This window comes from Bilifractor sp. HCP3S3_D3 (assembly GCF_052063915.1).
In the GTDB taxonomy this organism is placed as follows: Bacteria; Bacillota; Clostridia; order Lachnospirales; family Lachnospiraceae; genus Bilifractor.
In genome coordinates this window covers 89036-115899 of the sequence record NZ_JBQHWP010000011.1, presented here as the reverse complement: position 1 = coordinate 115899, position 26864 = coordinate 89036, and the positions used below count along the sequence as shown (strand labels likewise).

The window sequence follows — 26864 nt, the reverse complement described above, 5'->3', positions numbered from 1 at the left end:
TCTTAGTCAATCTGCTCTGAAGACCCGGACTTCCTTCCGGAACCTTTCAAAATTCTCTCTTGTGCAAAGCTGCGTGCCTTCCCGGATCAGCGACCCGTCCGCCGCAATCACTCCGTATCGGAGAATCTCCGAAAGCGGGAGGCCTTTTTCCATTGCCACGCACATTCCGGCCACCATGGAATCTCCGGCTCCCTGTGTACTTCTGACGTCTATCCTGTCCGACGGACAGATCCACGCCCCCTCACGGCCGACGATCATGGCGCCCTCCGCGCCCATGGACAGACAGATGATCCCGACCCCTCCATCGATGATTTCTCTTGCCTTTCGCAGGATCTCCTCCCGGCTCGGATTCTCCAGGCCGAATGCCGTCTCAAACTCATAGAGATTCGGCTTGATTACATCGGGACAGGCCTGGATTCCTTCCAGAAAAAGCTCTCCTTCCGCGTCCAGAATCACCTTTTTCCCGATCCTCCTGCACGCAGCGGTCAGATCTCTGTAAAACGAGGCTGGCACGCCCTGCGGTACGCTTCCGGTGATCACTGCCATGTCGATCTCCGGATCCGACAGCTGTTCCATCAGCTGATCCGTGAACGCCCGGATGGTTTCCGCATCCAGCGGATCTCCCTTCTGATTCAGCTCGGTCGTGACACGATCTTCCTCGTTCATGACCTTGATATTTTCCCGGACCGCTCCCTCCGCCATATATGCCTCATAATGAATACCGAGCGCCTCCAGCCCCTTCGAAAAGTCCTGCCCGTTCTTCGTGTAATTGATGCCGAAGGTCCGCACCGGAATTCCAAGCTGATTCAGCACGATGGAGACGTTAATTCCTTTTCCGGAAAAATCTGACCGCTTCGTCTGAACGCGGTTCAGCCCGCCATAGGAAAATCCACGGATGGTGAGGGTTTTGTCGATACAGGGATTCATCGTTACTGTTGCGATCATGATTGTTCCTCGTCTCCCTCATACGCCGCGATCTTCTCCAGGTAATCATCGTCCGACAGCGTCTCCATCTCATCGAATGGAATGGTGTATTCATAGTTATTGATAATCCGGAGGTATCGGCTGTCCAGATCAATGATGTACACATAGTCCACGACATCCGCGTAGTCCTCGCTGTTATACAGCTTCATCGAGCCCTTTCTCCAGAGAAGCCCCAGGATATCGCCCGACCGGTCCGTTCTCGCGTCCGTCTGCGTCTCATCATAGGGAATGAACTGACACCCCTGGACGATCTCTGCGAACTTCTCCATCTCATCGTTCCGAAGCCGATCCTGCAGAAAGTGCAGGATGTTCAGGCCGGTCATCGCCGGATGTCCATCCTCCGGTCCGAACTTGTCGATTCGTTTCTTGTCCTCAAGGAAAATATATACTGCGCTGGAAATTTCCATATCTGATTCCTTCCTGATCATACATATGACAGCTGCGTTATTCATATTCTGATGCACCATCCGCTGGGCATAGTGTTCTGTTATTATCTTACTGTATAAAGCCGTCGTCAAGCGAGCAGTTTTTGGGCATGCAGAGCATGCACAGGAAACTGCATGCTTGAACGACGCTAACATGTATGAGCATGGAGCGGTGTGAAACACCGCGAGAATGCGAATACATGTGGCAACTGCGAGAGTTGCGAAGCAACGGAGCAGCTGGCTTTATACAGTATGTGGCACGACTTATCGTATGGGGGTTTACTATATATCGTCTGAATCTGGTCTGAAAATTTTATTTTCGTCGAATTCGTCAGCCTCTGAATAACTGCGGAAAGCATTACCCGAATTAATAGTGACGGCATGAAACTTCAAGCTTCTTTGAAGTCGTCAGCCCCTGAGTGACTGCAGCAGCGGAAGCTCCCGGCGCACCTTGTCCACCAGCGGCAGGTCCAGATCCGTGATCTGCACGCCCTCCTTTTCATCCATCTCTGCCACGACATCTCCCCACGGTGAAACCACCATGGAATGTCCCCAGGACACGTAGGAAAAGGATGGATCTCTGGCGTCCGATGTCCCGACCATATAGCACTGGTTGTCGACCGCCCGCGAACGGAACATCAGCTCCCAGTGCGCAGGACCCGTGGTCATATTGAAGGATGCCGGAACAAGCACCACCTTCGCGCCGGACAGGACCATCTCGCGCACCATCTCCGGAAACCTGCAGTCAAAACAGATACAGATACCCATCCTGCAGAACTCCGTGTCGAAGACGGTCGCCCCCTTTCCAGCTGTCAGCGTATCCGATTCCCGGAAATGCTGCCCGCCCTCTACATTGATATCAAACAGATGCGCCTTCCTGTGCTTTGCGATCTGTCTTCCCTCCCGGTCAAACACATAGGCCGTGTTGTATACGCGGCCCTCTGCGTCCACCTCCGGGATGGACCCGGCAGACAGATAGATCCGATGCTTTCTCGCCATATTGGAAAGCTGTTTCCAGCTTTCGCCGCCTTCCGGCTCCGCGTATCCCGGAAAGCAGGAGGTCTCATAGGGCGTCGTGAACATCTCTCCGACCGCCACCAGATCAACCGCTTCCCCGTCGAGTCCGTTCAGCTTCTCCGCCAGCATGTCCAGATTTTCCTGTTTGTTTTTGTACACATGCGATTGAATCTGCGCAATCCTCATCGATGTCCTCCTGTTTCGCTTATAACGCTTCTGACGCAGTATACGGCAGTATGTGGCAGTATGGCTCCATAATGAATCATATAGCCATTTGTGGTTCCTTTGCTCTGCTGTACTTCTGTTTGCTGTTCTTTTGCCTTGCGGTTCTTCTGCTTAGCGGTTCTTTTACTTGCCTAATGATTTCGACACAAACTCAACCGGATGCTTTTGGATTTATTATTTCCTTATTCATTGTAGCCTGTGCGGCCGCCCTCTTCAACGGCTTACATGACTTTTTCTTTCTTCCTTAATAAAAGATATAACAAATAATCGCAAATACAACAAGATAAACCAGATATCATCCCGATATCATTCATTTGTTCTTCCGCGATTCGAGATGTATATCCGGAACCAGACCTATGACTGCATGTAACCTGCAAATTCTAGATTTCTTTCGCCTGTCCATGCTGTCTCAAGCGAAGAATTCCGCCTTTTCTTCATTTCCGTCGCCCGGCCGTTCTGGCTCATGCGAAGCTTTCAGCCTTTTCTTCATTTCCGTCGCTCGGCTGCTCTCTCTCAGGCGACGATTCTCGCATTTTCTTGATTTCCGCCGCCCGACAAGCTCTTCTTTTGTTTTGATGAGTTTTGATGAGTTTTGATGAGTTTTAATCATCCTGTCAGATATCATACTGCCGTCTTTACGCCGTCAGTACAAGAAAAACGCGGTCATATGACCGCATTTTTTCTTGTACTGATTTTCTGAGAATTTATCTGTCCTCAACGTATTTCGTACGCACTTTGTCTTGCTTACTCAAAGATCGGCTTCAGCGCTGCCGCGAGTTCTTCCTTCTCGGCCTCGGCCTCCGCAAGATCCTTTCCCTTTGTCGTATAGTACGCCTTGATCTTCGGCTCCGTCCCGGAAGGACGCACAACAACGGAAGCGCCGTCCTCGAGACCGTAGATCAATACATTGGCCTTCGGAAGGCCTGTCTTCTCAGGCTCCTCATAATCGGTGATGCTTACCACCTTCCTGCCCGCGAAGTCTGCCGGAGGATTCTGGCGAAGCTCCGCCATGATTCCCGCCATCTTGTCCATTCCGGAAAGTCCCGGGAACTCGAAGCTGTCCACCTTGTTCAGGTAACGGCCGTACTCCCTGTAGATCTCCTCCAGACGCTGTTTGATGGAGGAACCGATGCTTCTGTAGTACGCCGCCATCTCGCAGATCAGCATGGATCCAATGATGGCATCCTTGTCGCGTACATACGGGCCTGCGAGATAACCGTAGCTCTCCTCAAATCCGAAGATGAAACGATCCACTTCTCCAGCTGCTTCCAGCTGCGCGATCTGATCGCCGATCCACTTGAAGCCGGTCAGCGTATGTCTCAGCTCCACGCCGTAATGCTTTGCCACAAGATCCGCCAGCGGAGTCGATACGATGGACTTCACCGCCACCGGGTTCTTCGGCATGGTTCCCTTCTCGATGCGTCCGGCGCAGATGTAATCCAGCAGAAGCACACCCATCTCATTTCCGGATACCAGCTCATATGAGCCGTCCGGGCACTTCATGGCAATGCCGACACGGTCCGCGTCAGGATCTGTCGCCAGCATCAGATCCGCACCGGTCTTCTTCGCCAACTCAAGTCCGTATTTCAGGGCCTCAAAAATCTCTGGGTTCGGATACGGGGCGGTTGTGAAATATCCGTTCGGGTACTCCTGCTCCGGAACAATCGTGATATCCGTGATTCCGATATCCTGCAGAACACGGGTAACCGGTACGAGTCCGGTTCCGTTCAGCGGAGAATACACGAGCTTCAGTCCCGCGGTCTTTGCAAGGCCAGGTCTTACCTGTCTCGCCTCGATCGCGGCATATAATGCCTCCTTGCAGTCGTCGCCGACGAACTGAATCAGCCCCTTCTCAACACCCTCCGCAAAGGACATATACTTTGCGCCTGTCAGCACATCGGTCTTCTGAATCGAATCGTATACAACAGCAGCCGCGTCATCGGTCATCTGACATCCGTCCAGTCCGTAAGCCTTATATCCGTTATACTTTGCCGGGTTATGGGAAGCGGTCACCATGATGCCGGCGTTGCACTTGTAGTATCTGGTCGCAAAACTCAGTGCCGGAACCGGCATCAGCTCATCGTAGATGCGCACCTTGATTCCGTTTGCCGCGAGCACGCCCGCCGCATCTCTTGCAAAATTCCATCCCTTCAGACGGCTGTCATAGCTGATTGCCACGGTCTGCGTTCCGCCCTGGGTCTTCACCCAGTCCGCCACACCCTGGGTGGCCTGTCTTACAACCCAAATGTTCATCCGGTTTGTGCCGGCGCCGAGCGTTCCGCGAAGTCCTGCCGTTCCGAACTGTAATTTCACCGCAAAACGGTCCTTGATCGCCTCGTCATCGCCCTCAATATCACGAAGTTCCTTCTTCAGATCAAAATCAATGAGATCCGCATTTAACCAGCGTTTGTAATCGTCCTGATACATTTGATTCCTCCGTTCTTCCTTATCATTCCGGATATTTGCATGGGTCGGCTGCCGCCTGAAAACAGGGGATTCCCGTTCTGACTATCCCGTCGGAGCGCCTCCGTCTTTACTGGCAAAACCAACAAATCGGTTTTGAAGCAGGCACGTATTTTCGTGCTTTTCATGCAAAATAATTTTACTGAATTTCGTATAGCTTGTCAAGGAATGGGCAGTTACTGGCATGGGGAATGGACAGTTGCGGGCAGGGGAGCGATCCTCCCCGGTTTTTTAGAATTCTTTTACCTCAAGTCCACACTTTCGACACAATTATCCCGTAATGTATAAGTCAGACAGCTGATAGACATACCGGCTGTCACATCTCCCCCCTCATTTAAAGAAAAGACGTCGAAGTGAGTCAGAGTCGCTTCGGCGTTTTTGTGTTACAATAATATAAAATATAAAAGGAGAAACACTATGTCCAGATACCGCCGGCGCAGACGCCGTTCTCATATATTCGGAAACGTTCTGCTCACACTCTTTTTGCTGCTCATTGTCGCAGCTGCTGTTCTCTATGTGAACCGCAGCCACGTTCAGAAGCTGGCCGCGGACGCAATCACGGATAAGCTCAGCGATACCATCACAGAGCAGATCCTTGAAGCTGCCGGAAACAGCCCTGACTCCTCTGCCATTCAGCAGGCGATTGGCTCCATCTCCGATTCCGACAAGGAAGAGGCCGCACAGATTCTGCAGAACCACCTGACGCCGTCCACCATTGCTGCCGCAGGCTCCTACATCCAGAACCGCGACTACGACGGGCTGATGCAGTACGCAAAAGAGAATCTCAGTACCGAAGAATATGACAGGCTTTCCGAACTCTACGAGAAGTACGCGTCCCAGCTTCCCGGCTGACAGAGCAGTAAGAATCCCGCCTCATATTTCTTTCAAATTACCTTGTACAGGTCTGAAATTAACCTCCCTTTAACGCACATTTAGCTGTCCGGTGATAGATTCGCACAACACCTTTTACTATTGTAAAGATAGCAGGAGGTGTTACTATGAATGCGACTACGAATACCATTTCGAATACTTCAAATACAATTATAAACAGTACAGATACTACCACTAACACAATACGGAGGTTCCATATCTTCTCCTCCAAAAAGTTGTCCCCGCAGAAGAGAATATCAATTATGGTGCGTCTGTCCTGCCTCTCATTTCTGGTGGTACTGTTCACCATAATCTGGAATCTCTGACATTGTTCACAGCTTTTTCGCTTTTTCTCACGCCTCGGTTGTGCTAAAATTCTTTTCGTTAATGAATACTGACACTGATGAGAAGAAGGGTCTTTCGCGGAAGAAAGTCCTTCGATACAGCGCATCTTACGAAGGTCATGCATAAATCCTTCCATTCAGCACAGCTGAGGAAGGGAAAAGGCGAAAATTATGAAAAACAATTACCGAATCTTATCTTTACTACTAGTACCCGCTCTTGCCACGGCGATGCTTGCCGGATGCGGCTCCTCATCTTCCACCAGGGTCAGTGCCCAGACACAGTTATCTCCCGCGGCAGTTGACGCGAATTCTGATGATACTGCAGCGGATGCGGATCTGGTCTCCGACGCGGACTGGTCCGTCGATTCCGCAGATACGATTCTGGATTCCATCCTGTCCTCAGATCTCACCGACAGCAAGGTGGTTCTCGATGTTCCCGAGATTCTGCAGAATCCCGAGCTTCCCACCGGCTGCGAGTCCGTCGCTCTTACAATCGCTCTGAATTCCCTTGGATGTGACCTTCAGAAAACAGAAATTGCCGAAAATTATCTGGAATACGGCGACAATCTTGCTTACCAGTACGCAGGTGATCCCCACACAGAAAGCGGAGCCGGCGTTTTTGCGGGAGGAATTGTGAACGCCGCCGAGAAGTACATCAAGGAAAAAAATCTTGACATCGCGGCCATCAACACCTCGGGCACCTCTCTGTCCGATCTGTGCAAGGTCGTTGCGGCAGGATATCCCGTCGTTATCTGGGGCACGATGTATATGTCGGATCCCCTGATCACATCGCAGTCCTATGAGTACGACGGATACACCTATACCTGGTATCAGAACGAGCACTGCATGGTTCTGGCCGGCTATGACCAGGATGCCGGAACCGTCGTGATCAGCGATCCCCTCTCCGGAATTGTGGTCCGGGATGCCAACGCGTATGAATCCTATTTCAACGAAACCGGTATGTACTCCGTTGTCCTGATGAACAAAAGCGGTGTGAAGAAAACCGATCTGGACACTTCAAAAACGGACTCCGACAGCAAGGGTACTTCCGGCTCCGACGCGCCCGACAATATCGACGATATTATCAGCAGCCGCCAGAATACCTCAGACTACTACTACAACCAGTATCAGTCCTATGGCAGTCAGCCCGGAGGAACCTGGTATGAGACTTCTCCCGCTGTATCCGGGGGTACATCCACATACGATGGTTCTTCCTCATCCGGAGGATCTTCGAGTGGCTCTTCCGCGAATTCACAGAATGCTTCCGACTCCGGAAATCAGCAATCCTCCGGCAGCGGTGATTCAGGACAGGCAGCCTCTCCGTCCGGCGGTAATTCCGGAACGAATACAGGAACCGGAGACGGGGTTTCCGGCGGAACAGGCGGCGATGTCACGGCCGGAACTGCAGGCAGTGCCGGAACTGACGGCGGTGCCACGGCAGGAACTGCAGGCAGCGGTGCCGCGGCAGAGACCGGCGGCGGTGCCTCTGCTGAGACCGGTGGCGGAGCTTCAGCAGGGACAGGCGTCACAGAAAGCACAGGCGGCGCAGATTATTCAGCGCCATCTCAGGATGCCTCCGCAGCCACCGGAAACGCAGCCGGCGGGGAGTCCGGTTCCTGATTCCTCATCCTTCCTTTCCGTTATATACAGTAAACGGCCATACGATAAGCCGTGTCACATTCGATATATTGTGACACACACTGTATAAGCTGCGGATTGCTCCGTGCCCCGCACTTTCACAAACCTTGTTTATTTGCGGAAGTACCTCAATTCTTATTCTACCCCTCCGTTAATTTTTCCTTGTTCTCCCCTGCTTCTTCCCGGCTCTGCTGCATCTCCAGAATCATCATGCTGAGCAGCAGATACATCCGGAGTTCCGGATCATCCAGATCCTCCTTCAGGATGCTCTGAATCTTCCCAAGCCGGTAGGTGATGGTATTCCGATGGGCGTACATCTCGGTAGCGGTTCGCTGAATGGAGCGTTCACTTTCCAGAAATGTCTTCAGCGTGTCGTATGGCTCGGTTTTTCCCTTTCGCACCTTCTGCTCCCACAGGCGGACCACCGCCGGATGGCAGGCACAGATCTTGTCCTGCATGGCCGGTGTCTCGATGATAAACCGGCTGGCATAGCTTCCAAACCGGAAGATATGCCGGAGAAGCTCATCCTCCTCCATCAGTCTCTCATCCCTTTTTCCTGCCTCCAGAGCGTACACGGCCTGCCTGTACAGGGACGGGATGTTCTCTATGCCGCGCACCTGCAGACTGAAGCTGCTGTACACGGAATTCTGCTCGGTAAACGACACCAGAAAGGTCTGAAAGACGCGATCCCGATAGAGGTTCCGGTTGGTCAGAATAATCACATACGGCGATTTCTGGAGCACAAAGCATCCCGAAAAATTGTGCATGATCGCATGCTCGATGACGTTTCTGGCCTTCGTGGGATTCATCCCGTTGTCCATTCCCTCCGGATCCAGCAGCGCGATCTCAAAATTCTCATCCTCACTCCAGCCAAAATGGGCGAGCTGACGCAGAACCTTCTCCTTATCCCCTGAATGTTCAAAAAGATAATCATACAGCGGATTCTCGGGTCTCACCTGATTCTGCATCGCGATGCCGATATACGGCTGAAGAATCTGCCCAAGCCTGTCCAGAAGCTGCACATCTCCCGCATTCACCACGTGGCCGCGCTCGACGACGGAAATCCTTCCACACTCTGTATTGCCGATATACAGTGCCTTGGAAATGCCGTGAAACGAATTCTCCACCTTCTGCTTCCAGTGAAACACAGAGCAGCTCTCCCGGTTCTCCGGTTCCAGATTCTCATACTCAATCTGATAGATACTGTTCAGAGATGAATAGCCGTAGCGGGCGATGTACTGCCACTCCGAATCCATGGATTCTAACTTGTCCACATGGCTCATGGCCAGAACCTTGGTATTTCCGTCCTGTATCAAAATCGGATTCCGGAAGATAAACTCCGTCTGCTCGATGATGTCCCTGTAATTTCCTTTGCGGACATCCTCCTCTACCCTGGCCTCCCAGTCCTGATAATAGTCAAATACGCCCTGAAGGATCTCAAACGCCTCCAGAACACTCAGATTATAGATCTGGATACGGTCTCCATCTTCGCCCTCATAGACGACATAATCCTTTTCCGCATAGACATGCACACAGTTCGTTGCATAAGCCAGCCGCGCGCTGCTCAGAATCGGCCTGGCATCCTTATGAATCTCCGTCCGGATATCCATAAGCGGTGCCAGACGGTTGGCGATCATCCACATACTTAATTTCATTTTTTCTGCTCCATTTACGCCTCGCCCGTTTGCGCGGCATGTCGGCTGCTGTATAAGTTCTTCGAAAAAACAGACCGACAAAGTCGGTCACCTGCAGAATTGCAAGAGTGCGGAGCACGGAGCAATCCATAGCTTATACAGTTACTTAGATTTTCTGTATTTTAATATATAAAATATTACTCCCTTCTGTCATTTTGTGCAATAAAGACCAATAGCGTGCCCTTTCGGACACGCTATTTTATCTGAAAGTTTTATTTTTTTGTGCAAGCAATGAAGGGAACCGTCATCTCCTCTGCGGTCAGTCCCGCATAACTTCCGATCTTCTTCTTCTCCCGCTTCCTCCGCTTCCATCCAAGGCTCACGTCTCCGGCGGCAACCGCCAGATAGTCCCCGATGGCACCGTACGTCTTCTCTCCGGGGTGCCCGGATCCGAGCAGTCCTCTGTCCAGAACCTCTTCCCGGCTCAGGAGAAGAAAATCACTTCCGAACAGATCGCGGAAAACCTCCTCGAATTCCAGCTTCCTCCCATCCCTGATATACAGAGCCGCCGCACGCGGCTCTACGGAGGGGGCTCTCTCCAGAAGTCCGGCAAGATGCGGGTAATCCTCCAGATAAATCCAGTGCGTATCGATCATTCCGTGATCCGAGGTGACAACCACCAGCGAATCTGACAGATCTCCGGAGAGCTTTTCGATCTCGCGGTTCAGAAACCGCATCCGGTTGTGTGCCTTTCCGGATGCCGCGCCGAAAGTATGCATCTCCAGATCCGGCTCATCCCAGAACAGACAGATATATTTCTTCCCGGAACCTGAAGCGATTTTCCGGATCCGCTGCATCGCCTGACGGAAGCTCCAGACTCTTTCACCCTCGCGGTGCGAGAGATAATGCGTCTCCACCAGGGAATCCGCCTCGCGAATCCGGTCTGATAGCGGGCGATACGGAATATACTTCAGCGGAACATTATAGTTCGCCGCCTTCTTCCGCGTCCCCTGTACCCGATTGCAAAAAAGCGAGATGTTTCGATCCACCTCGGAAAAATAAAGGTCTCTTCCAAGCCACGAATGCTCCAGCGGCGATTCCCCGCTCTGCAGCGTGGCGCATGCCGCGGCTGTCGACGAAGGGAAAACCGCCGACAGATCACACACTTTATTTGCCCGAAGAAAATCCATCTCCGACAGATGCCGGTTCAGATTTGCGGTTCCCATCCCGGACAGAACAATCACAATCACGCGGTCCGCGCCCTGCCCCAGAAGCGAATCCATCTCCGGCAGTGTGGTATGTCCATAATCACAGACTCCGTAATATTTCAGAACGGAAGCTGTCAATGCCAGAAGGCTCCTGTCATAATCCGGATATCTGATCTCGCTGCTCATGCTGCTCCTCTCAACCTGTTACTGTATAAGTCCAGTCGCAATGTTCTTGGCCCACGGGAAGCTTGCTCACCAGTGGGCAAGAACATTAGCGACGACAACAGGTATGAGCATGGAGCGGTGCGAAGCAACGCGGGAATGCTCATACCTGTTAGCGGCACGGAAGCTGCGAAGCAGCGAAGTGACGCGGGGACTTATACAGTATGTGGCACGACTTATCGTATGATAGTTACTGTATAAGCTCTTCGAAAACGCAGACAGTAACTTTTCCTGTTATTTTAACACGAAACTCTCTATACTTATCATCTTTAGAGAAATATAATAAATCCCCCGGCATGGCCAAGGGATTTACCTGCAGGATCAGGATTGTTAAAATGCGCAGCACGGACCAATCCGTAGAATCCATAGCTTTACAGCTTGTGATGCCCCGCCTGCGGGGCATTATGGTTACTTATTCTCAGTTTTTCACAGCTTCCGTCATTATTGCCTTCCAGTTTCAGATATCGCTGTTCTCAGACACCGGAAGCGCCATAGTTGGAAAGCACGCGGGCGGACGGGTCGTTGACGTCGCAGCCCTCCCACTCCTTGTTCGGCATCCAGTACGCCGGAATCAGCTGATCCTGATCCGGGTAGTACTTCTCAAAAATCTCGCGGTAGAGAAGCGATTCTTTCGTAAACGGCTGCACATAGGTGTACTTCTGGATTTTTTCATGGAATTCCTCATCTGTGTAGCAGCTGTCCGCGTATTCAATGATATCGTTTCGAAGAGAATGTCCCACCGCGTCGGAGAATGCGGCCTTCTCACGCATCAGAATGCTGTGCGGGATGCACGCGTCCTTCTCGAAGGCGTGACGCAGAAGATACTTTCCGATTCCATAGGTGTTCATCTTCTTCTCCGGATCAATGTGCATCACGTAATCCACGAAATCCAGGTCGCCGAACGGAACTCTCGCTTCCAGCGAGTTCACGGAGATGCAGCGGTCTGCGCGGAGCACGTCGTAGACATTGATCTCACGGATCCGCTTCTCGGCTTCTTTCTGGAATGCCTCCGCGTTCGGCGCGAAATCCGTATATTTGTACCCGAAGAGCTCATCGGATATCTCACCGGTCAGAATGACGCGGATGTCGGTGTTCTCATGAATCCACTTGCACAGCAGATACATGCCGACGGAAGCGCGGACCGTGGTGATATCGTAGGTTCCGAGCGCCGCGATGACAGGATCCAGGGCATTGATGACGTCGTCTCTCGTGATGATGACCTCGTGATGGTTGCTGTGGATATATTCCGCGACCTCTCTCGCGTATTTCAGATCAATTGCGTCAATATCCATTCCGATGGCAAAAGTCTCGAGAGGCTTGTCCAGCATCTTCGCGGCGATGCCGCAGACGAGCGACGAATCCAGGCCTCCGGAGAGAAGGAAGCCGACCGGTGTATCGGAATCCAGCCGTTTCCGGACACCCTCGACCAGTTTATCATGGATGTTCGCGCTGATGGTCTCCGCGTCATCGTGGCTGTAATCCCCGCCGACATATGACGGATCATGATAGGTGTGGAACTCGCCGTCTTTATAGTAGGTGCCCGGAGGGAACGGATAAATCTTGTCGCACAGACCGATCAGGTTCTTCGGCTCAGAGGCGAACAGGATCACATGTCTGCTGTCATACCCGTAGTAAAGCGGACGGATGCCGATCGGATCCCTCGCGGCGATGTACTCGTCCGCGTCCGCGTCGTAGATCACCAGCGCAAACTCGGCATCCAGTTTGCGGAACATGGAGACGCCGTATTCCTTATAGAGCGGGAGAAGAATCTCACAGTCGCTGTCTGACCGGAAAGTATACCCCTTCCGGATCAGCTCTTCCTTCAGAGGACGAAACCCGTATATTTCTCCGTTGCATACGCAGTAATTGCCGTTCAGTTCAAAAGGCTGCATTCCTTCCGGTGTAAGACCCATGATGGCCAGACGATTGAATCCGAGAAATCCCTTTTCTGTGTTGATCAGTCTGGAAGCATCGGGTCCGCGGGAGGTGGTTTTTCTCAGGGCTCTGGCAAGTGCTTCTTCCGATCCGCCTTCACTGCAATAAGCTAGTATACTGCACATAATCTCATCCTCTTTCTTTCATAATGTAAACAGCGCCACATACGTATAAGATGTGGACTGCTGCGTGCTGTTCGCGTAAAAAAACAGGCAAAGATACTCTGCTGAAAGCATCTTTGCCTGTCATCAGTTTCCTATTCTATAAGAATAAGAGCCCTTTGAAAATACTTATTTTGAAGTATGTGTGATCCGACTGTTCCGGAATCCGCGCATATCACAGCCGCCGCAGTCAGTACAGACTTCCAACTATGTACAACGCGTGGCGCGCCTCTTCCGGGGCGTGACGATTTTATCCTCACGCTTCTCTCATGTTGGTGTAGCCCATCAGATACTCGTCGACGCTGCAGGCGCACTTTCTGCCTTCGGTGACCGCCCAGACCACCAGGGACTGTCCGCGGTGCATGTCGCCGGCTGTGAAGACCTTCTCCACGTTGGTCTTGTAATGGTCCGGCTCTGTTTCAACGGTATTCCTGGCCGTGAGCTTCAGTCCGAATGCCTTCGCCACATAGTTCTCGCACCCGGTGAACCCGGCAGCAATCAGGAGCAGATCGCAGGGAAGAGTCTTCTCCGTTCCCTCGATCATGACCATCTTGCGGTTTTCAAATTTGACCCTGACGGTCACGATTTCCTTGAGGTTGCCTTTTTTGTCGGTGTGATATTCCTTGACTGTGGTCTCGTAGACTCTCGGATCATGACCGAACAGACCGATCGCCTCTTCATGACCGTAGTCGGTCTTCTTCACACGGGGCCACTGCGGCCACGGATTGGAAGCGCTTCTCTCTACCGGCGGCTCCGGCATCATTTCAAGCGCTGTGATGGATTTGCAGCCGTGCCGGATCGATGTACCGATACAGTCATTTCCGGTATCGCCGCCGCCGACAACGACGACGTTTTTGCCCTTCGCGCTGATGAAATCCTTCTGCTTCAGAAGGGTCTCGGCATCGCGGCTTGCCTCGGTCTTCCAGACACCGTCCGTCATGCCGTGATCGAGAAGGCTCTTTGTCGTCGCCTTCAGGAAATCAACCGCGTAGTAAATCCCGTGAATCTTGTCCGGATCCGCTCCCGCAAGGGCTCTTGGCTGCTTTGCGCCGCACGCCAGAATGATGGCGTCATATTCCTTCTCGAGCTCCTTCACAGACTCCTCTCCGATATTCACACCGGTGCGGAACACTACACCCTCTGCTTCCATCAGCTTCTGACGGCGGCAGATGACGCTTTTGTCGAGCTTCATGTTCGGAATGCCGTACATCAGGAGTCCCCCGATCCGGTCTTCACGCTCAAAAACGGTCACCGAATGACCTCTGTGATTCAGCTCGTCCGCCGCGGCGAGTCCGGAAGGACCCGCTCCTACGACAGCTACCTTTTTTCCGCTTCTGACCTGCGGAATCCGGGGCTGAATGTACCCTTTCTCGAAGGCGGTCTCAATGATGAACCGCTCATTGTCATGAATCGTCACCGGGTCCCCGTACTCGCCGTTGATACATGCCTTCTCGCAGAGCGCGGGGCAGACTCTTCCGGTGAACTCCGGGAAATTGCTGGTCTTGATCAGTCTGCTGAAGGCGTGCCGGAAATGGCCGCGGTACACCTGGTCGTTCCACTCGGGAATCAGGTTGTGAAGCGGGCATCCGGTCACCATCCCGTTCAGCTTCATCGCCGACTGGCAGAAGGGAACGCCGCAGTTCATGCAGCGCGCGCCCTGCTCCATCCGGTCCTCTTTTCCGAGGGGCACATGAAACTCCCTGAAATTCTGCACCCGTTCTTTTACCGGAACATCGGCATTGTCTTTTCTGCTGTATTCAAGAAAACCTGTCGCTTTACCCATCAGGACACCCTCCTTGTTACTTCTTCGAACGCCTCAAGTACGGCATTCTCATGCTTTACTCCCTGCTCCTCGTACTTTCCGATCGCCGTCAGCATTCTCTGATAGTCGTTCGGCACGACCTTCTTGAAGTCGGGAATCCATTTTTCAAAGTCAGACAGAATCTCGGCCGCCCGCTTCGATCCGGTCTCCTTCTCATAATCCTCCAGAATGTTCTTCAGCTCCTGGATGTCGTATTTGTCCGTAAGCTCCTGAAGGGTAACCATATCCTTGTTCATCCTGCGGTAAAGGGTGTGGTCGGAATCCAGTACATACGCAATTCCGCCTGACATGCCTGCCGCAAAGTTCTTGCCCGTCGTCCCGAGGATAACGGCTCTTCCGCCGGTCATGTATTCCAGGCCATGATCGCCGCAGCCCTCCGCGACTGCCGTCACGCCGGAGTTGCGGACACAGAATCTCTCGCCCGCAATACCGGCCACATAGACCTTTCCGGAGGTCGCGCCGTAGCAGGCGACGTTTCCGATAATGATGTTCTCATCCGCACGGAAAGGTGCCTTCGGAGAAGGCACAACGACAAGCTTTCCGCCGGACAGGCCCTTTCCAAAGCCGTCGTTCGCATCGCCTTCCAGATAGAGGGAGAGTCCCTTAGGAGCAAAAGCGCCGAAGGACTGTCCGCCGCCGCCTACCGCGTGTACAACGAAGGTGTCGTCGTCCAGATCACTGCCGAATTTCCTGGTGATCTCGGATCCGAGGATGGTTCCGAACGCACGGTCCGTACTGGAAACCTTGAGCGTAATCTCCTGTCTGTCCGGTCTGCTACCGGCTTTTCCTGAAAGAGCGTCTCTGAACTTCGGAAGAAGAACCGCCTCGTCCAGCGTCTTCTCCAGATGGAAGTTGTATACGTCCTTCTGGTCGAAGTGCGATTTTTCCGCGTGTGCGTAGGACGGATCCAGGATCAGGTCCATATTGACCTCCGCCGCACGGTCTGTGATCAGATTGGTTCTCTTTTCCAGGCAGTCGGTGCGGCCGATCATCTCGTCCACGGTGCGGAATCCGAGCCTTGCCATAATCTCACGAAGCTGCCTTGCGATAAAAATCATGAAGTTCATGACATATTCCGGCTTGCCCGCGAAGCGCTTTCTGAGCTCCTCGTTCTGTGTGGCCACGCCGACCGGACAGGTGTCCTTGGAGCAGACTCTCATCATCATGCAGCCCATGCAGATCAGCGGAGCTGTCGCGAAGCCGTATTCCTCTGCGCCCAGCAGGGCGGCGATCGCGACATCGCGGCCGCTCATCAGCTTTCCGTCAGTCTCGATGATGACACGGTCTCTCAGTCCGTTCTGAAGCAGGGACTGATGCGCCTCGGAGACGCCGAGCTCCCACGGCAGGCCAGCGTTATGGATCGAGGAAATCGGCGCAGCGCCGGTTCCTCCGTCGTATCCGGAAATCAGGATGACCTGGGCACCCGCCTTGGCCACACCGGAGGCAATCGTTCCGACGCCGCACTCGGATACCAGCTTGACGGAGATCCGCGCGTCCCGGTTGGCGTTCTTCAGATCATAGATCAGCTGTGCCAGATCCTCGATGGAGTAAATATCATGGTGCGGCGGCGGAGAGATCAGAGCTACGCCCGGGGTTGAAAATCTGGTTGCGGCAACCCACGGATAGACCTTCTTGCCCGGAAGATGACCGCCCTCGCCCGGCTTTGCGCCCTGTGCCATCTTGATCTGAATTTCAGCGGCGCTGTTCAGGTACGCGTTGGTGACGCCGAAGCGTCCGGAAGCCACCTGCTTGATCGCCGAGTTCTTCTCGGTTCCGTATCTGGCCGGATCCTCACCGCCCTCGCCGGTGTTCGACTTGCCGCCCAGCCGGTTCATCGCGATGGCCATGGTCTCGTGCGCTTCCTTCGAAATGGATCCGAAGGACATGGCGCCGGTCTTGAAGCGCTTCACAATGCTTTCCACCGGCTCTACCTCCTCCAGCGGAACCGGATCCTGCTTCGGCGCGAATTCCAGAAGTCCGCGCAGGGTATGCGGTCTCTTGGAATCATCCACCATATCGGTGTATTCACGGAACTTGTCATAGTCGCCGGTTTTTACCGCCTGCTGCAGGGTGACGATGGTCTCCGGATTATACAGGTGGTCCTCCTTGTCCTTGCCGCTTCTGAGGTAATGGAAGCCTACGGAATCCAGAGAGGTATCCACGGACAGACCAAGCGGATCAAAGGCATGATTGTGGCGGAAGGTAATGCCCTCTTCGATCTCCTTGACGCCGATGCCGCCCACGCGGCTCACTGTTCCGGTGAAGTATTTGTCGATGGTCTCCTTGTCCAGACCGATCGCCTCAAAAATACGCGCGGACTGGTAGGACTGAATCGTCGAGATACCCATCTTCGCGGCTGTCTTTACGACTCCGCCGAGAAGGGCCTTGTTGTAGTCGGCAATCGCGGTGTGATAGTCCTTGTCCAGCATGCCGATATCGATCAGCTCCGCGATGCACTCATGAGCCAGATACGGATTGATGGCACGGGCACCGAATCCCAGCAGCGCCGCGATCTGATGAACGTCTCTCGGCTCCGCACTCTCCAGGATCAGCGAAACGGCCGTTCTCTTCTTCGTGCGGACCAGATGCTGCTCGACAGAAGATACCGCGAGAAGCGACGGAATCGGAACATGGTTCTCATCCACGCCGCGGTCGCTGAGAATGATGATATTTTTCCCGTTTGCATAGGCACGGTCTACCGTAATGTTCAGCTGCTCCAGCGCTCTCGCAAGGGAGGTGTTCTTGTAATACAGAAGCGAAACCACCTGTGCGTGGAAGCCCGGACGATCCAGCGACTTGATCTTCATCAGGTCGACGCCGGTCAGAATCGGATGGCTGACCTCCAGCATCGTGCAGTTGCCGCTCTTCTCATTCAGAAGATCGCCGTCCGATCCGATATATACGGTGGTATCCGTGACGATTTCCTCGCGGAGAGAGTCAATCGGCGGGTTGGTAACCTGCGCAAACTGCTGCTTGAAGTAGTTGAACAGAAGCTGGTGCTGTCTGGACAGTACCGCAAGCGGAACATCGTGTCCCATCGAAGCGGTCGGCTCGACGCCGTTTTCCGCCATCGGAAGGATCGAATCCTTGACGTCCTCATAGGTATAGCCGAATACCTTGTAGAGGCGGTCTCTCATCTCCTGGCTGTGTACCGGGATCTTCTTGTTCGGAATCGGAACGTCCTTGAGTCTCAGCAGGTTGCGGTCCAGCCACTCACCGTACGGCTGCCGGTGAGCATAGTATTTCTTGCAGTCGTCATCGGAGATGATTTTCTTCTTCTTCGTGTCGACCAGAAGAATTCTTCCGGGCGTCAGGCGGGATTTCTTCACCACATGTTCCGGCGGAATATCCAGAACTCCCACCTCAGAGGAGAGGATCAGCCGGTTGTCATCGGTGATGTAATACCGGGAAGGACGCAGTCCGTTCCGGTCAAGGGTCGCACCGAGCACATCTCCGTCGGAAAACAGAATTGCCGCCGGGCCGTCCCACGGCTCCATCATGGTCGCATAGTAATGGTAGAAATCCTTCTTGTCCTCGTCCATGAAACGATTGTGGTTCCACGGCTCCGGAATGGTCACCATCATGGCAAGCGGAAGATCCATGCCGTTCATATAGAGGAATTCCAGCGTGTTGTCCAGCATCGCCGAATCGGAACCCGACGCGCTGATCACCGGATAAATCTTGTCGATGTCCTTCTCCATGATCGGGCTGGTCATGGTCTCCTCACGGGCGAGCATACGGTCCATGTTGCCGCGGATCGTATTGATCTCTCCGTTGTGCGCAATCATGCGGTACGGATGCGCGCGGTTCCAGGACGGAGTCGTGTTTGTGGAGAACCGGGAGTGCACAATTGCAATCGCCGTCCGGTAATCCTTGTCCTGGAGATCGCCGTAGAACCTTCTCAGCTGTTTGACCAGGAACATTCCCTTGTATACGATGGTTCTCGATGAGAGGGAGCAGATATAGGTATCGTCGGAGCTCTGTTCGAACTCACGTCTCACAACGTAAAGCTTCCGGTCAAATTCAATTCCTCTTGAGAGCTCCTCCGGCCGCTCGATGAAGCACTGCATGATATACGGCATGCAGTCCAGCGCGGCCTTTCCGAGAATGCCGGGATTTGTCGGAACCGTTCTCCAGCCGAGCAGCTTCAGTCCCTCCTTCTCCACAATGACCTTCATCATCCGCATCGCAAAGGTGCGCTTCATGGTATCCTGTGGAAAAAAGAACATGCCGACGCCATAATCACCGGCGTCTTTCACTGCAATGCCCTCCTGCGCCGCGGCTTTGCGGAAAAAATCATGACTGATCTGTGTCAGTATGCCGACACCATCTCCGACTGTCCCGGTCGCATCCTTTCCGGCACGATGCTCCAGCTTCTCAACGATGGCAAGCGCATCGTCCAGAACCCGGTTGTCCTGGTGTCCATCAATGTTTACAACCGCACCGATACCGCAGGCATCATGATCCTTCTGAAGCTGTCGATACTTTCTGATATGCTGTGTATACTCATCCATACTTATTCTTCCTCATCTGTGCAGTCTGCAGGTAATGATCCCGCAGGATTTATGAGCTTCTGATTTTTTTATATAGTGATTATCAGGGATATGCAAGCATTTTTTGCGCCATTTGTTCTCACATTTTGCAGAACGTCTGCTATAAAATAATCATCCGGGCCGTTTCCTGTACTTGTCTTGTACTTTATTCCGGGCGGGCTCCGCTTTCCATTATGGTTAAAATCAATTACCCTGCAAATCTGATTTTAAATACAGTTTTAGGAACTGCCGCGTTTTTACCCGCGACAGTTCCTGATATTCACGATGCATTCCATTCTTCTGGCGTCCGGTCTCTGTGGATTTCCGTCTCACCGGCCGTCCTTTTCCGGATTTTCTTATCGAAGTGAGAAAAGAAGTTCTCCGTATGTCGGATACGGCAGATATTTCTCCGGAACGTAGATCTCCGCCGAGTCTACATAGCTGCGAAGGTTCTCCATATCCGTGAGGATCACGTCGTGATAGTAGCGAGCGCCCTCAAGGCCTTCGCGCTTCTCTGCTTTTGCTGTATCCTCGGTCAGCTTCGCCAGAGCGCTTCCGATTTCTCCGGAAAGGCTGTCCAGCTTTTTCAGGATTCCGGTCTCATATGCGCCGCCCTCATCTCCGAGCAGTGCCTTCTTCTGCGTGCTTTCCTCCGTCAGATCCTTCATATACCCGAGAAGTCCGCTGGTGAAGTCTTTCCGTACCATCTCCTCCATGGTAAGGGCCTCGATGTGCACGGTCTTGGAATAGTTCTCCAGGAAGATCTCATATCTGGACTCAATCTCTTCCTTTGTGAAGATTTTATGCTTTGTGAAGAGCTCCACGTTCTTACTGTCAAGCAGCTTCGGCATCGCGTCCGGAAGAGATTTCAGGTTCTCGAGACCTCTCTTCTCCGCCTCGGCAATCCATTCATCCGTATAGCCGTTGCCGTTGAACAGGATTCTCTTGTGCTCATCCAGAATCTTCTTCAGAAGCTTGTGAATCTCCGCGTCAAGATCCTCTGCCGCCACATCCTTGAGCGCGTCATAGATGCGGGAAAGAGACTCTGCAACAGCTGTGTTCAGGATGATGTTGGGGTCAGCTACTGACAGAGAGGAACCCGGCATACGGAATTCGAATTTGTTTCCGGTAAATGCGAACGGTGATGTACGGTTTCTGTCGGTCGTATCCTTGGTGATGTGCGGCAGTACATGAACGCCCATTCCCATCTTCGTCTTTCCGGTTCCCACAAAGGCAGTTCCGTCATCGATGGATTTCAGCACGGCGGCGAGCTCGTCTCCCACAAAGATAGAGATCACTGCCGGCGGTGCCTCGTTCGCTCCCAGTCTGTGATCGTTTCCTGCGGTTGCCACGGATACACGCATCAGATCCTGATAATCATCGACCGCCTCGATAACAGCCATCAGGAATACCAGGAACTGGGTATTCTCCGCCGGTGTTCTGCCTGGATCCAGAAGGTTCTCGCCCGTATCGGTGACAATGGACCAGTTGTTATGCTTGCCGGATCCGTTAATTCCCTCGAAAGGCTTCTCGTGAAGCAGGCATGCATAATGATGCTTGTCCGCCACCTTCTTCATGACCTCCATCGTCAGCTGGTTGTGATCCACCGCGACGTTGGCAGTTTCAAATACAGGTGCCAGCTCATGCTGAGAGGGCGCAACCTCGTTGTGCTTTGTCTTCGCCGGAACGCCGAGCTTCCAGAGCTCCTGCTCCAGATCATGCATGTATTCGGATACCTTCGGTTTCAGAACGCCGAAATAGTGATCCTCCATCTCCTGCCCCTTCGGTGCCGGAGCTCCGATCAGGGTGCGTCCGCACATCAGGAGATCCTTTCTCTGAAGGTACATATCCTTGTCGATCAGGAAATACTCCTGCTCGGAACCAACCGTGGTGTCAACATGTGTAACCTTCTCATTTCCGAGAAGATGAAGAACCTTGACCGCCTCCTTGGACAGTGCTTCCATGGAACGCAGAAGCGGGGTTTTCTTGTCCAGAGCTTCTCCGCCAAAGGAACAGAAGGCCGTCGGAATATAGAGAGATCCGTCCTTAATGAATGCCGGTGAAGAAGGATCCCACGCGGTATAGCCGCGCGCCTCAAAGGTCGCCCTGAGGCCGCCTGACGGGAAGCTGGAAGCATCCGGCTCGCCCTTTACCAGCTCTTTTCCGGAAAACTCCATGATTACCTTGCCGTCTCCGGTCGGAGAGATGAAGCTGTCGTGCTTCTCGGCCGTAAGTCCGGTCATCGGCTGGAACCAGTGTGTGAAATGCGTCGCGCCATGCTCGATCGCCCACTCCTTCATCACCGCCGCAACCGTATTCGCCACGTCAAGCTCCAGATGGCTGCCGTTTTTAATTGTCTTATGAACCGCCTTATATACGTCCTTCGGCAGACGTTCCTTCATAACCTGATCGTTGAATACCAGGCTGCCGAAGATTTCAGGAACGGATTTCACAAAATCAAGTCTTTTTTCTTCCACTTTTTCTACCTCCTATTCCGGGAATGCATCTCACAACAGTGAATACAGCTCCTCTGCAGTTCTTCCCCGCCTCCCGGCCGGCCCGCACACGGCCCGGCATTCCCGGAGACTGCTGCTTTCGCGTAACGAGATAAAACACGCTGCGCGAGTTTTATCTCGCTATCGCGACGCTCGCCGCACACGAATACTTCGCATTCGGCCGCGGCTCACTGTTCGCGTAAAAAAAGACAGGCAGAGATGCTCTTATGATTAAGCATCTTTGCCTGTCATCAGTTCCCTATTCTATAAGAACACGTCCCAAAATAAAATACTCATTTTTGTGTATAAGCTCTTCGAAAACGCATCCAGGATCGTCACACGCAAAGCGCGTGTAAGAGACTGGATGCGATTTCGAAGGCAACAGGTATGAGCACGAAGTGACGCGCTAGCGGCACGAAAGTGCGAATGCCTGTTAGGATTGCGAGAGTGCGAAGCACGGAGCAATCCGCAGCTTATACACAAGTCCAGTCGCAATGTTCCTGGCACGCGGGGAACCTGCTCAGTGTACATACCACCCGACCGGATTCTCCGGATGCAGATTAATATTAATCTGCTTCGTTTCCTGATATTCATCCAGTCCCTGTACGCTCAACTCACGTCCTATGCCGCTCTTCTTATAGCCGCCCCATGGTGCCTGGCAGAAGGTGGGCTGATCGCAGTTGATCCACGTGATTCCCGCACGGAGTTCTCTGGTGACGCGAAGTGCTCTCGCCCCGTCCCGGGTGATCACCGCTCCGGCCAGTCCGTATTCCGTATCGTTTGCAAGCGCTACGGCTTCCTCCTCTGTGTGGAACGTAAGCACGCTCAGAACCGGTCCGAAAATTTCTTCCTTTACGATGCGCATATCCGGCCTGCAGTGATCAAAGACAGTCGGTTCGATGTAATAGCCCTTGTCGCATCCGTTCTCTGTATAACGTTTTCCTCCGCATACGAGCTCGGCGCCTTCCTCAATTCCGGTCCTGATGTAGGACAGGATCTTGTTCATCTGGTCCTCGGAAACCACAGGTCCAAGATCCGGATTCTCCATTCCGGGGCCGATGGTGACCTTGGATGCCTTCTCAGCCAGCCGCTTGATGAAAGCATCATGGATTCCATCCTGAATGATCAGTCTGGAAGTGGCCGAGCACACCTGGCCGCCGTTGAAAAAGATTCCGATCATGACCCATTCGACCGCGGCTTCAAGATCACAGTCATCGAAGATGACCACCGGAGATTTTCCACCAAGCTCCAGACCTACCTTTTTCAGGTTGCCGGCTGCCGCCCGCGCGATTCCCTGGCCGACCTTTGTGCTTCCGGTAAAGGTGATCATATCGACATCCTCACTCTCCGCGAACACATTTCCAACATTTGATCCGCTGCCCAGCACAAGATTTGCCGTTCCGGCGGGAAGCCCTGCCTCTTCAAAGAGATGAAACAGCTTTGCAGTGGACAGGGGTGCCTTGGAGCTCGGCTTGAATACCAGGGAGTTTCCGGCTGCCAGACAGGGCGCCAGCTTCCAGCAGGACATCAGCAGCGGGTAGTTCCATGGCGTAATCTGCGCGCAGACACCCACCGGCTCCTTCACGGTCATATTCAGCATTTCACCGAATCCGTTATTGGTTGCATAAGCGCCGCCCTCCGGCTTGTCGATCAGGCCGGCATAATAACGGAAGCATTCGGCGGCGTCTGAGACGTCACCCTCCGCCTCGCGGAGCGGTTTTCCATTGTCCAGGGTATCTGTCACGGCCAGATCATGGGTATTCTCATCGATCAGCTCCGCAATCCGATACAGGATTCCCGCTCTTGCCACACCCGGCATATCCCTCCAGGTGCGGTCTGTATAAAAGGATTTCTTCGCGGCGGCGATGGCTTCCTCCGCATCCTGCGGCACGCTGTCTGTCACAACACCGATCACACTGCCGTCTGCGGGTCCGATCACTTCCTCTGTTTTCCCGGATACGGATTCCTTCCAGACACCATTGATATAATTCTTTACGACTTCCATCCGTTTCCTCCTTGTATATAGGTTTTGCGAGAGTACACAGCACGGATCCATCCGGAGCTTATGCCGCATGTGGTGCTATTCTTACATAGCGCTTACCCTGCTGCTCATGCAGACAACGAGATAAAACACGCTGCGCGAGTTTTATCTCGCTATCGCGACGCTCGCCGCTCTTACGTCCGCGAGCGACTCATCCAGTCTCGTGATAACATCCTTGATATCCTGATCGGAAATAACAGCTGTCGGCTCGAAACGAATGGTCTTCGCGTTCACCAGTGTTCCCGCTGTCATGACTCTGCGCGCGAACAGTCCCTTAGCGGTTGCGTAGCCGACCTCGCAGTTCACAAACTCAACGGCGAGCATCAGTCCCTCTCCACGGACCTCCTGAATGATATCCGGGTACTTCTCAGCCATGGACTGAAGTCCTGCCTTCAGAACCTTTCCTTTTTCTCTGCATACGCCCGGGATATCGTTCTTCAGCATATAGCGGATCGTTGCAAGTGCCGCCGCGCAGCATACCGGGTTTCCTCCGAAGGTCGGAGAGCCAAGCAGCCACGGGTTGTCGATCAGCTGCTGTCCCCACATCTTCGGCTTGAAAATGATTCCGGTGATCGGCATGATGCCGCCGCCGAAGGCTTTACCGAAGGTCATGATATCCGGAGTAACTCCCTCTGCCTCACACCTCCACATCGTGCCGGTACGGCCCATGCCGGTCTGGATCTCATCGAAGATCAGCGCAACGCCGGTCTCGTCACAGATGTCACGAAGCTGCTGCAGATATCCCTTCGGAGGAACGATGACTCCCGCCTCACCCTGAATCGGCTCCGCGATAACTGCCGCAACACTCTCACCGACTGCCTGAAGATTCTTGATTGCCTTTCTTACATCCTCTGCGTTTCCGTACTCAACATGCTGTACCTGCTGTACCATCGGTGTGTACGGTACACGGTAGGTATCCTTGCCTCCTACAGAGATCGCACCCATGGATTTGCCGTGGAATGCGCCTACCATGGAGATGTACCATCTGCCGCCGGTAGCGATACGTGCCAGTTTCAGAGCCATCTCAACGGCCTCTGCGCCGCCGTTTGTGAAGAAGCACTGCTGCAGGTCACCCGGGGTGATGTCCGCGAGCGCCTTTGCCAGATATCCTCTCAGCGGATCAAGCAGCTCCTGTGAGTGAAGTGCCTGATGATCGAGCTGTTTCTTCACGACGTCAAGGATTTCCGGATTTCTGTGTCCGCAGGTGTAGATTCCGAAGCCGCCGAGACAGTCGATGAATTTCTCACCGTTCAGCCCGTATACATACGCGCCGCCGTCCTCCCACTCCAGAACCGCTCCGCCTTCCGAATCGGAGGATACGGACTTTCTGTATTTCAGCCAGCCCGGGCTGACATAGTTGTTGAAGTAATCCAGCGTCTCTGCAACCATTCTCTTCTTCTCGTCTTTCGGAATGTCCTTGCTGTCCGTCTCGATAAGACCTATAATACGATCCAGATCCTTGATTGTCTTTGCTGTGTCTGCCATAGTTTTTTCCTCCTGTTTATAACTGTTGATAACTCTGTAAACTGACAGTCCTATAACTGCAGGTCCTGTAACCGCAGATTCTGAAACAGCAGGTTCTGTTTCCGCAGATCCTTTCCCTGCGGATCCGGGCAGCTGTACATTCAGGCAGCAGCTGCTTCGGTTTCCTGCAGATACTGATAAAAAAAGCGCATCCGTCATGACGAGTGACAGATACGCCTTTGTATCGGTGCTGTTATATTTAACTGCTGGTTATATTCTAGCAAAGTCCGAAAGCCGTTGCCATTCCCGGATTCTGCGATTTTTATACTTGATTTCCGGTATTTGCAGGTACTTTCTTCCAGGATACCATAATCCTGTACAATCCCGCGATGCCGCAGCTTCCCCGCATGATCCCGTGGTACTGCAGCTTGTCCGCACCATCTCCACGTGCACACAGCTTCTGCATGATGCCGGTATTCCGGCCGGCCTGTACATCGATAAACACGAATGAATCTAATGCCTTAAGCGCAGCACAGATACTAAACAAACCGACTTAAAATGAGGTGACAGAATAATGGATACCAATCATCTGCTGATCTTCAGTGATCTCCTGTATTCTTTGTATACTTCCAACGATGCAGAGGGAATCAACCACGATCTCCTTTCCTATCTCCGGATGCTGATTCCGAGTCCCTACGCCAGTCTTCTGACTGCGGACCCTGATGCGCCCCGCTTCACCTTCAATGGTGTGTACTGCGATCCGGCAGATTTTACCGCCGCGGAGCAGAAATACATCGATAACTACGAGGACGACGAAATCCAGTGGATGCTCCACTCCAAGGTCTCCACGGTGCTTCGGGAAAGCGATCTTCTAAAGAACGAAAGCCGCCTTCATTCCGCGATTTATGAAAAGTGTTACCGCCCATATCATATCTATGACACCCTTCAGATGTCGATCGTGTATGAACGGAAGTTTCTGGGCGTGATCACACTGTTCCGCACCCGGGAGGATCCGCCCTTCTCAGAAGACGACATGACGCTGCTGAAGTCTCTCGACAAGCATCTGAACTTCATCTACGGCCGTCTGCTTCTGAAAGCTCCGGACACATTTCCCGCAAATTCCGCATCCGCAGTCCTCACCACAGAACGGGCAGACGCCCTGATCGAAAAAGCCGCTCTGACCCGGAGGGAGGCTGAGATCGTCCGGCTTGTCATGAAGGCGCTTCCAAATGCACAGATCCGCGAACAGCTCCATATCACGGACAACACCCTGCAGAAACACATGCAGAACATCTACCGGAAGCTTCATATCTCTTCACGGCTGGAGCTTTTCCGGATCATGTCCGGAACGGACGGCGCAGGGACCGGTCTCTGACCGTCCCTG

General features: G+C 53.1%; 18 protein-coding genes. 3 read left to right on the top strand and 15 right to left on the bottom strand.

All coding sequences use genetic code 11. The features are described from left to right. Positions 1-6: 6 nt before the first annotated feature. From ACTNDI_RS08330 to ACTNDI_RS08310, 5 genes are all read right to left on the bottom strand, one after another. Positions 7-945, bottom strand: coding sequence for a 1-phosphofructokinase family hexose kinase (locus ACTNDI_RS08330; RefSeq protein WP_441100521.1), 939 nt, complete (start codon positions 943-945; stop codon positions 7-9). Next, on the bottom strand, positions 942-1391 hold the full coding sequence (locus ACTNDI_RS08325) for a hypothetical protein (RefSeq protein ID WP_441100520.1): 450 nt from the start codon (positions 1389-1391) through the stop codon (positions 942-944). The genes ACTNDI_RS08330 and ACTNDI_RS08325 overlap by 4 nt, the downstream gene beginning before the upstream one ends. A gap of 426 nt (positions 1392-1817) precedes the next feature. Beyond that, positions 1818-2612: a carbon-nitrogen hydrolase family protein gene (locus ACTNDI_RS08320; RefSeq protein ID WP_441100519.1), complete on the bottom strand. Its 795-nt coding sequence runs from the start codon at positions 2610-2612 to the stop codon at positions 1818-1820. A gap of 448 nt (positions 2613-3060) precedes the next feature. Beyond that, positions 3061-3261, bottom strand: a complete 201-nt coding sequence (locus tag ACTNDI_RS08315; RefSeq protein WP_441100517.1) for a hypothetical protein — start codon at positions 3259-3261, stop codon at positions 3061-3063. Positions 3262-3395: 134 nt separating this feature from the next. Further along, positions 3396-5078 carry a phospho-sugar mutase gene (locus tag ACTNDI_RS08310; protein WP_441100515.1) on the bottom strand — a complete coding sequence of 561 codons (1683 nt, stop codon included), beginning with the start codon at positions 5076-5078 and terminating at the stop codon, positions 3396-3398. A gap of 453 nt (positions 5079-5531) precedes the next feature. On the opposite strand from ACTNDI_RS08310, the gene ACTNDI_RS08305 reads away from it, so the two are divergent. Beyond that, entirely contained in the window at positions 5532-5966 is a 435-nt protein-coding gene (locus ACTNDI_RS08305; protein WP_441100513.1) for a hypothetical protein, read from the top strand. Positions 5967-6024: 58 nt separating this feature from the next. Here the strand turns inward: ACTNDI_RS08305 and ACTNDI_RS08300 are convergent, their stop codons facing one another. Next, positions 6025-6294: a hypothetical protein gene (locus tag ACTNDI_RS08300; RefSeq protein WP_441100511.1), complete on the bottom strand. Its 270-nt coding sequence runs from the start codon at positions 6292-6294 to the stop codon at positions 6025-6027. 205 nt (positions 6295-6499) lie between these two features. On the opposite strand from ACTNDI_RS08300, the gene ACTNDI_RS08295 reads away from it, so the two are divergent. Beyond that, positions 6500-7948 (top strand): C39 family peptidase, encoded by a 1449-nt coding sequence (locus tag ACTNDI_RS08295; protein ID WP_441100509.1) that lies wholly within the window; start codon positions 6500-6502, stop codon positions 7946-7948. 158 nt (positions 7949-8106) lie between these two features. On the opposite strand, the gene ACTNDI_RS08290 is transcribed toward ACTNDI_RS08295, so the two are convergent. The 9 genes from ACTNDI_RS08290 to ACTNDI_RS08250 all read right to left on the bottom strand — a co-directional run bounded on the left by ACTNDI_RS08290 (position 8107) and on the right by ACTNDI_RS08250 (position 25946). Next, positions 8107-9621, bottom strand: a complete 1515-nt coding sequence (locus ACTNDI_RS08290; protein WP_441100508.1) for a PucR family transcriptional regulator — start codon at positions 9619-9621, stop codon at positions 8107-8109. A 251-nt stretch (positions 9622-9872) separates the two neighbouring features. Then, positions 9873-10994, bottom strand: a complete 1122-nt coding sequence (locus ACTNDI_RS08285; protein WP_441100506.1) for an alkaline phosphatase family protein — start codon at positions 10992-10994, stop codon at positions 9873-9875. Between the two features lie 509 nt (positions 10995-11503). Next, positions 11504-13090, bottom strand: a complete 1587-nt coding sequence (gene asnB / locus ACTNDI_RS08280) for an asparagine synthase B (protein ID WP_441100504.1) — start codon at positions 13088-13090, stop codon at positions 11504-11506. Positions 13091-13382: 292 nt separating this feature from the next. Continuing rightward, positions 13383-14909, bottom strand: a complete 1527-nt coding sequence (locus ACTNDI_RS08275; protein ID WP_441100502.1) for a glutamate synthase subunit beta — start codon at positions 14907-14909, stop codon at positions 13383-13385. Beyond that, positions 14909-19462: a glutamate synthase large subunit gene (gltB, locus tag ACTNDI_RS08270; RefSeq protein WP_441100500.1), complete on the bottom strand. Its 4554-nt coding sequence runs from the start codon at positions 19460-19462 to the stop codon at positions 14909-14911. Before gltB ends, ACTNDI_RS08275 begins: the two co-directional genes overlap by 1 nt. Positions 19463-19836: 374 nt before the next feature. Next, on the bottom strand, positions 19837-21882 hold the full coding sequence (locus ACTNDI_RS08265; RefSeq protein ID WP_441100527.1) for a glutamine synthetase III family protein: 2046 nt from the start codon (positions 21880-21882) through the stop codon (positions 19837-19839). Positions 21883-22495: 613 nt separating this feature from the next. Then, positions 22496-23980, bottom strand: coding sequence for an aldehyde dehydrogenase family protein (locus tag ACTNDI_RS08260; RefSeq protein ID WP_441100499.1), 1485 nt, complete (start codon positions 23978-23980; stop codon positions 22496-22498). 141 nt (positions 23981-24121) lie between these two features. Next, positions 24122-25501 carry a putrescine aminotransferase gene (locus ACTNDI_RS08255; RefSeq protein WP_441100497.1) on the bottom strand — a complete coding sequence of 460 codons (1380 nt, stop codon included), beginning with the start codon at positions 25499-25501 and terminating at the stop codon, positions 24122-24124. A 301-nt stretch (positions 25502-25802) separates the two neighbouring features. Beyond that, complete coding sequence (locus ACTNDI_RS08250; RefSeq protein ID WP_441100495.1) at positions 25803-25946, bottom strand: hypothetical protein; 144 nt, start codon at positions 25944-25946, stop codon at positions 25803-25805. 108 nt (positions 25947-26054) lie between these two features. Between ACTNDI_RS08250 and ACTNDI_RS08245 the strand changes: the two genes are divergently transcribed. Continuing rightward, positions 26055-26855, top strand: coding sequence for a helix-turn-helix domain-containing protein (locus tag ACTNDI_RS08245; protein WP_441100493.1), 801 nt, complete (start codon positions 26055-26057; stop codon positions 26853-26855). Positions 26856-26864: the final 9 nt, after the last annotated feature.

Excerpts from the sequence above, each read along its gene's own strand:
- ACTNDI_RS08330 (WP_441100521.1), bottom strand. The coding sequence starts at position 945 with ATGATCGCAACAGTAACGATGAATCCCTGTATCGACAAAACCCTCACC.
- ACTNDI_RS08325 (WP_441100520.1), bottom strand. The coding sequence starts at position 1,391 with ATGGAAATTTCCAGCGCAGTATATATTTTCCTTGAGGACAAGAAACGA.
- ACTNDI_RS08320 (WP_441100519.1), bottom strand. The coding sequence starts at position 2,612 with ATGAGGATTGCGCAGATTCAATCGCATGTGTACAAAAACAAACAGGAA.
- ACTNDI_RS08315 (WP_441100517.1), bottom strand. The coding sequence starts at position 3,261 with ATGATTAAAACTCATCAAAACTCATCAAAACTCATCAAAACAAAAGAA.
- ACTNDI_RS08310 (WP_441100515.1), bottom strand. The coding sequence starts at position 5,078 with ATGTATCAGGACGATTACAAACGCTGGTTAAATGCGGATCTCATTGAT.
- ACTNDI_RS08305 (WP_441100513.1), top strand. The coding sequence starts at position 5,532 with ATGTCCAGATACCGCCGGCGCAGACGCCGTTCTCATATATTCGGAAAC.
- ACTNDI_RS08300 (WP_441100511.1), bottom strand. The coding sequence starts at position 6,294 with ATGGTGAACAGTACCACCAGAAATGAGAGGCAGGACAGACGCACCATA.
- ACTNDI_RS08295 (WP_441100509.1), top strand. The coding sequence starts at position 6,500 with ATGAAAAACAATTACCGAATCTTATCTTTACTACTAGTACCCGCTCTT.
- ACTNDI_RS08290 (WP_441100508.1), bottom strand. The coding sequence starts at position 9,621 with ATGAAATTAAGTATGTGGATGATCGCCAACCGTCTGGCACCGCTTATG.
- ACTNDI_RS08285 (WP_441100506.1), bottom strand. The coding sequence starts at position 10,994 with ATGAGCAGCGAGATCAGATATCCGGATTATGACAGGAGCCTTCTGGCA.
- asnB (WP_441100504.1), bottom strand. The coding sequence starts at position 13,090 with ATGTGCAGTATACTAGCTTATTGCAGTGAAGGCGGATCGGAAGAAGCA.
- ACTNDI_RS08275 (WP_441100502.1), bottom strand. The coding sequence starts at position 14,909 with ATGGGTAAAGCGACAGGTTTTCTTGAATACAGCAGAAAAGACAATGCC.
- gltB (WP_441100500.1), bottom strand. The coding sequence starts at position 19,462 with ATGGATGAGTATACACAGCATATCAGAAAGTATCGACAGCTTCAGAAG.
- ACTNDI_RS08265 (WP_441100527.1), bottom strand. The coding sequence starts at position 21,882 with ATGAAGGAACGTCTGCCGAAGGACGTATATAAGGCGGTTCATAAGACA.
- ACTNDI_RS08260 (WP_441100499.1), bottom strand. The coding sequence starts at position 23,980 with ATGGAAGTCGTAAAGAATTATATCAATGGTGTCTGGAAGGAATCCGTA.
- ACTNDI_RS08255 (WP_441100497.1), bottom strand. The coding sequence starts at position 25,501 with ATGGCAGACACAGCAAAGACAATCAAGGATCTGGATCGTATTATAGGT.
- ACTNDI_RS08250 (WP_441100495.1), bottom strand. The coding sequence starts at position 25,946 with ATGCAGAAGCTGTGTGCACGTGGAGATGGTGCGGACAAGCTGCAGTAC.
- ACTNDI_RS08245 (WP_441100493.1), top strand. The coding sequence starts at position 26,055 with ATGGATACCAATCATCTGCTGATCTTCAGTGATCTCCTGTATTCTTTG.